This is a genomic window from Polaribacter sp., from assembly GCF_965660385.1.
GTDB lineage: Bacteria > Bacteroidota > Bacteroidia > Flavobacteriales > Flavobacteriaceae > Polaribacter.
In genome coordinates this window covers 1-5,369 of the sequence record NZ_CBFHZT010000058.1, presented here as the reverse complement: position 1 = coordinate 5,369, position 5,369 = coordinate 1, and the positions used below count along the sequence as shown (strand labels likewise).

6 protein-coding genes and 1 pseudogene are annotated in these 5,369 nt (G+C 28.1%); 3 read left to right on the top strand and 4 right to left on the bottom strand.

Features of this window, described 5'->3' with window-relative positions; translation table 11 throughout:
• The 3 genes from ACTG3V_RS13375 to ACTG3V_RS13365 form a co-directional block, all read left to right on the top strand.
• Positions 1-682 (top strand): glycosyltransferase (locus tag ACTG3V_RS13375; protein WP_439132673.1); only part of this gene is annotated, 682 nt, incomplete at its 5' end.
• Positions 679-1,941, top strand: a complete 1,263-nt coding sequence (locus ACTG3V_RS13370; RefSeq protein WP_439132672.1) for a glycosyltransferase family 4 protein — start codon at positions 679-681, stop codon at positions 1,939-1,941. The genes ACTG3V_RS13375 and ACTG3V_RS13370, both read left to right, overlap by 4 nt.
• A gap of 3 nt (positions 1,942-1,944) precedes the next feature.
• Positions 1,945-3,438 carry a lipopolysaccharide biosynthesis protein gene (locus tag ACTG3V_RS13365; protein WP_439132671.1) on the top strand — a complete coding sequence of 498 codons (1,494 nt, stop codon included), beginning with the start codon at positions 1,945-1,947 and terminating at the stop codon, positions 3,436-3,438.
• Here ACTG3V_RS13365 and ACTG3V_RS13360 read toward each other — a convergent pair.
• The 4 genes and pseudogenes from ACTG3V_RS13360 to ACTG3V_RS13345 all read right to left on the bottom strand — a co-directional run.
• Positions 3,433-3,738, bottom strand: coding sequence for a DUF6122 family protein (locus ACTG3V_RS13360; RefSeq protein ID WP_439132670.1), 306 nt, complete (start codon positions 3,736-3,738; stop codon positions 3,433-3,435). The two genes, ACTG3V_RS13365 and ACTG3V_RS13360, sit on opposite strands and share 6 nt — an antisense overlap.
• Positions 3,739-3,884: 146 nt before the next feature.
• Positions 3,885-4,460: a Crp/Fnr family transcriptional regulator gene (locus tag ACTG3V_RS13355; RefSeq protein WP_439132669.1), complete on the bottom strand. Its 576-nt coding sequence runs from the start codon at positions 4,458-4,460 to the stop codon at positions 3,885-3,887.
• Between the two features lie 54 nt (positions 4,461-4,514).
• Positions 4,515-5,111 carry a WbqC family protein gene (locus tag ACTG3V_RS13350; RefSeq protein WP_439132668.1) on the bottom strand — a complete coding sequence of 199 codons (597 nt, stop codon included), beginning with the start codon at positions 5,109-5,111 and terminating at the stop codon, positions 4,515-4,517.
• A 67-nt stretch (positions 5,112-5,178) separates the two neighbouring features.
• A pseudogene (locus ACTG3V_RS13345) lies at positions 5,179-5,369 on the bottom strand (signal peptidase I); the annotation flags it as partial.

Here is a 5,369-nt window from a genome sequence, read left to right as displayed (position 1 = left end):
ACAAGAAATTTTGAGTAGAGTTGCTGTTCATCACCAAAAAATAATCGACTTACCAAATACGGTAAGAAAACCTTTTTTTGAAGAAAAAACAATTATGCCAGAAATTAAAAATGCTTACATCAATAATTTTGTCTTATTATATATTGGAGATACTGGTTTAAGAAGAGGTTTAAAAACGGCAATACATGCTGTGCAAATATTAAGTAAAACCATTACAAACCTAAAACTTGTAATTGTTGGTAAAAACTCTACAGATACTATTTTAAAAAAGTTAGTTGATGATTTAAATATCAATGAATTTGTTGATTTTTTAGGTTGGAAAGACCCTAAATATTTTAGTTCTTATATTTTATCTAGTGATATTTGTATTTCGCCTTTACACAGAAATTTACATCATGATACTACCTATGCCAACAAAATTTTTCAGTACATGAGTTTTGCAAAACCAATTTTGGTGAGTAATGCAACAGCACAACAAAATATTGTGCAAAATCATAAAACAGGATTGGTGCATAAAGCTGAAGATGTAAAAGACTTCTCTAATCAAGTTTTAACATTGTATAAAAATGATGATTTAAGAAAAGAGTTAGGTAGCAATGGTGCTAATTTTGTAAAAACGCAATTTTTATGGGAACACAGAGCTCAGAAATTAATTCATTTATATGATCATCTTCTAAATTGAAAGTACTCATCATAACATATTATTGGCCTCCTGCAGGTGGCTCTGGCGTTCAACGTTGGTTAAAGTTTGTAAAATATTTACAAGATTTTGGTGTTGAGCCTGTTGTTTATACAGTTGAAAACGCTAATTATCCAAAAGTTGATAAAAGCTTAGTTGATGAAATTCCTGAAAATATAAAAATTTTAAAGCAACCTATTTGGGAACCTACAGATATGTTGTTTTGGAAGCAGAAAAATTTGCAGAAAAAAGATATTGCTAACAGTACAAATAGTGGTTTGTTATCATTTATAAGAGGTAATTTTTTTATTCCAGATCCTAAAGTGTTTTGGGTAAAATCTTCGGTAAAATTTTTAAACGAATTTTTAAAAACCAATACTATTGATGTTGTAATTTCTACTGGGCCTCCTCATAGTATGCATTTAATTGGGCAACAAATACATCAAAAAAATGGATTAAAATGGATTGCAGATTTTAGAGATCCTTGGGCAGATTTGTATTATAACAATGCTTTTAAGCAAACCTTTTTTGCAAAAAGAAAGAATAAAAGATTAGAAGATTCGGTTTTAAAAAATGCAGATTGTGTGTTAACCGTTAGTAAAACGTTACAAACAGAATTTGCAAAAAATGCCAAAATAGTAGCCGTAATTACAAACGGATTTGATGACGAAGTTTTATCAAAAGAACATCAAAAATTAGATGATAAATTTACCATTTCTTACATTGGTTTATTGCCCAAACAAAGCAATCCAATAGTTTTATTTAAAGTACTGCAAGAGCTATGTGCCGAAAATCTAGATTTTAAAAACAATTTACAACTTAATTTTATAGGTGATATTTCATCGGAAGTCCAAACCGAAATCGAGTTGAATAATTTACAAGATAATTGTGTTTTTAAAGGCTATGTACATCATCAAAAAGCCATTGAGTATCAAAAAAAAGCGCAAGTGTTGTTATTGCTAATTCCGAATGTAAAAAAATCTGAAGGTATTTTAACAGGTAAACTTTTTGAATATTTAACTGCAAAAAGACCCATCTTAGCTATAGGATCAGAGCAAGGAGATTTATCAGAAGTTTTAAAAATTACCAATTCTGGTGTGGTAGTGAATTTTGATAATCCAAAGAAATTAAAAATGGAGATTTCTTCATTATACAACGCTTACAAAGAAGGAAATCTAAAAGTAGCATCAAAAAATATAGATCAATTTCACAGAAAAGAATTGACTAAAAAGTTAGCAACTATTATAAAAAGCTTAGCATAAAAAATGGGAATTGTATTAAAACAATCTTTTCGAAATACCTTAATCATCTATTTGGCATTTATGTTGGGTGGCATCAACGTAATTGTCCTTTATCCTTCCATTTTACAGTCAGATTTTTATGGTTTAGTAACATTTTTACTATCGGCATCAAATATTATCACACCTTTGGCTGCTTTAGGAGTTCAGTTTACGATTATAAAGTTTTTTTCTTCTTATCAAACAAAAAAAGAGAAAGATCAATTTTTATCTTCAGTTATACTTTTACCCTTGTTAATTGCTCTTCCACTAGGTTTTTTTTGGGATTATGCCCACACTTGGATAATGAGTACAATTAACGAGAATAATAAAAGTATTGAAAACTATACTTTATCAATCTATATTATAGCAGTTTGTTGTGCGTATTTTGAACTGTTTTATTCATGGACTAAGGTACAAATGAATACTGTTTTTGGGAATTTAATGAAAGAACTCTGGAACAGATTGGCTATAATGTTGCTTTTAGTTTTCGTTTATTTTAATATAATCTCTAAAGAAGAATATATTTTTTGGCTAACAGTTACCTATGTTTTAAGGGTAATTATTATGATGATTTATGCATTTTATGTGTATTTGCCAAAGTTCTATTTTAAAGTGCCCTATAATTTTTTAGAAATTATAAAATACTCTCTTTTTATAATTTTAGCAGGTAGTGCAAGTGCTATTATTTTAGATATTGATAAAGTTATGATTCCTGGTAAAGAAACATTTCAAACTGCTGCATATTATACTGTGGCTGTTTTTATAGGATCTTTTATTGAAGCACCAAGTAGGGCAATGGCACAAATTTTACAGCCATTAACATCTAAATCATTAAATGAAGCAGATACTTATGAAGTAGAAAATTTGTATAAAAAAAGTTCTATCAATCTTTTTTTGGTGGGCGGTTTGTTTTTTTTGTTGATTAATTGTAGTGTACAAGAACTCTTTAAGTTAATGCCAGAAAAAGGATATGCAGGTGGAGAATTAGTAGTTTTGATGATTTCTTTAGCAAAATTATATGTAATGTTAATGGGAAGTAATGGTGCGATTATTGTGAACTCTAAATTTTATAGAATTACTTTACCATTAGGTATTGGTTCTGCCTTAGCTGTTTATTATTTAAATAAATTGTTTTATTTTCAACTAGAATTTGGTACAAATGGTTTGGCATTAGCAACCCTAATAACATGGTTTATATTTAATACCATTAAAATTATTTTTGTACAACAAAAATTTAAAATGCACCCATTCTCTAAAGAAACATGGCAATTGATGGGGGTTTTAATTGTTTTATTTTTAACTTTTTACTTTTGGAACTTTTCTTTTCCAATTATTGAAGTATATAATTTTGATATTTCACCAGCCTTTAACCTCGTAGCAAAAGCAATACTCGTAACAATAGCTTATCTTTTTATAACCATTAAGCTTGGTATCTCTTCTCAAGTAAACGATTTGTTAAAAAAATACATAAAACTATAAATAACAATCTAGCCAGTCTGTAAGTATATGAAACAGTAATGCTATGGCTAAAATTCTTGTTTTCTTAAAAAATAATCCAAAACAATACACACCAATTGCAATATAGGAATGCAAAGGATGAAAGTTAATACTACATCTATTTTCATCAAAAATAGGATTCGCCAAAAGATGATCTAAATCTATGAGCATCGAACATAAAAAAATAAGGTATACTTTTTTCCAGTTCTTTTTAAAAAAGAAATAAGCAAAGAAAAACGGAACGATAAAATGTAAGGAATAGTGAACGGAAAATTTTAGCATAAAAAAAAAGACTTATTGTAAAAATAAGTCTTTTTTGACAACTATATAGTTAAAAATAACTGGGGGACTTCTAATTGTTTTACTCAAAAATATGTAATTATTTTTGTCTTGTTATTTACATATGTTAATAAAATACAGTTATTTTTTTATTTTGAATAAATTTCTTTGCGAATTCTACTTAATTGTACAGCAGAAACATTTAAGTAAGAGGCAATGTGATATTGAGGTATAAGGGTTTCGATATCTGGAATTTCTTTTTTCAACTTTAAATAACGTTCTGTTGCATTTAAAACCGATAACTCATAAATTCTAGTCTCCATTACTAAGAAAATTTGTTCTAGCAGTTGAGTGTAAACCTTTAAAATATGCTCATCTTTATTTGTAAGCTCCTTAAATTTTAAATAATCAAATTTATATAAAATACAATCTGCTAAACATTCATAACTTAACTTGCTTGGCATTCCTGAAATTAATGAGCTCAAGGCACCTGTTGTTCTACCAGTGGTAAAAATTGTTCTTGTATATTCTCTACCTTTTTCATCAGAATGAAATGAACGTACAACCCCAGATTTAATGATATAAAAATCTTTAGATATTTCACCAGCCTTTACAATAAAATCATTTTTGTTAAACGCTATTTCTGTTGCTAAACTGACTAATGCCTCTACACTTTCTGCAGGACATTCCTTAAATTTATCTGTAAATTCTTGAAGTGAATACATTTTTATTAATTATCATTTATAGTATAAGTAAAAATGTATAATATCCCAAGGAATTTATAAAAAACTTATGGCATTTGGGCCTTCCATAAATAAAAGGTCTAAAATAGATAAATTTGGAATAAATCCATGTTTATCATCAAACATTTGGGTGTATTTATCAAACTGTTTTTTTGGAGCATGTTTTCGATCAGCCAAAACTCTAAAATCATTTTCAATATTTTTAGGTTGATATGTAGAGGTTTTGGTATAGTCTAAGTTAAGTTGTAAAGTATCCATGATAAACAAATGAGTATCTATATTTACATCTAACAAGTACTTGTATTTTTTATAGAAAATGTTAGCAATATCATCTTCTAAAAAATCAAAAAAAGGAGATGTTCTGTAAGCAACTTGTAACGATTTAAAATGCTGATCTTGCCAAGCAACATTATTTTCCACTAAGGTATCTTTGGTTGCTTTTCTTTGGTTTTTTAATGGATGTTTTACAGGAATGCTCAACAATTGTTTGCCATTACTGTTATAAATGTAACAGCGATTTCTATAGCTTTGTTTTTGAAAATTATCTTCTACTTCAAACACTACTTCATCTGCATGAACAATTTCAGCATATTGAGAAATTGGAGAAAAGTAGGTGGGAATAAATAATGACATTTTTTAAAATTATCAGCTTTTTAATATCAGGAATATTTAATCTGAAATAGCTGTAAACGTTTTCATATTAAGCTTTCTTTTTCTTTCCTTTGTAAAAATTCCAACCAATATATAATGCTATTAATGCAAAAACAATGTATCTGTATGATACAGGTTCTCCATCTCCACCAACAGTGGTAAACATTCTATCCCAACGAATAGATTTTATTTTTGCACCCAAACTAGGTGCATTTGCATCCCAACTAAACCAAATCATTA

What these genes read in the sequence shown, in the direction of transcription:
- ACTG3V_RS13365 (WP_439132671.1), top strand. Translation starts at nt 1,945, where the DNA reads ATGGGAATTGTATTAAAACAATCTTTTCGAAATACCTTAATCATCTAT.
- ACTG3V_RS13360 (WP_439132670.1), bottom strand. Translation starts at nt 3,738, where the DNA reads ATGCTAAAATTTTCCGTTCACTATTCCTTACATTTTATCGTTCCGTTT.
- ACTG3V_RS13355 (WP_439132669.1), bottom strand. Translation starts at nt 4,460, where the DNA reads ATGTATTCACTTCAAGAATTTACAGATAAATTTAAGGAATGTCCTGCA.
- ACTG3V_RS13350 (WP_439132668.1), bottom strand. Translation starts at nt 5,111, where the DNA reads ATGTCATTATTTATTCCCACCTACTTTTCTCCAATTTCTCAATATGCT.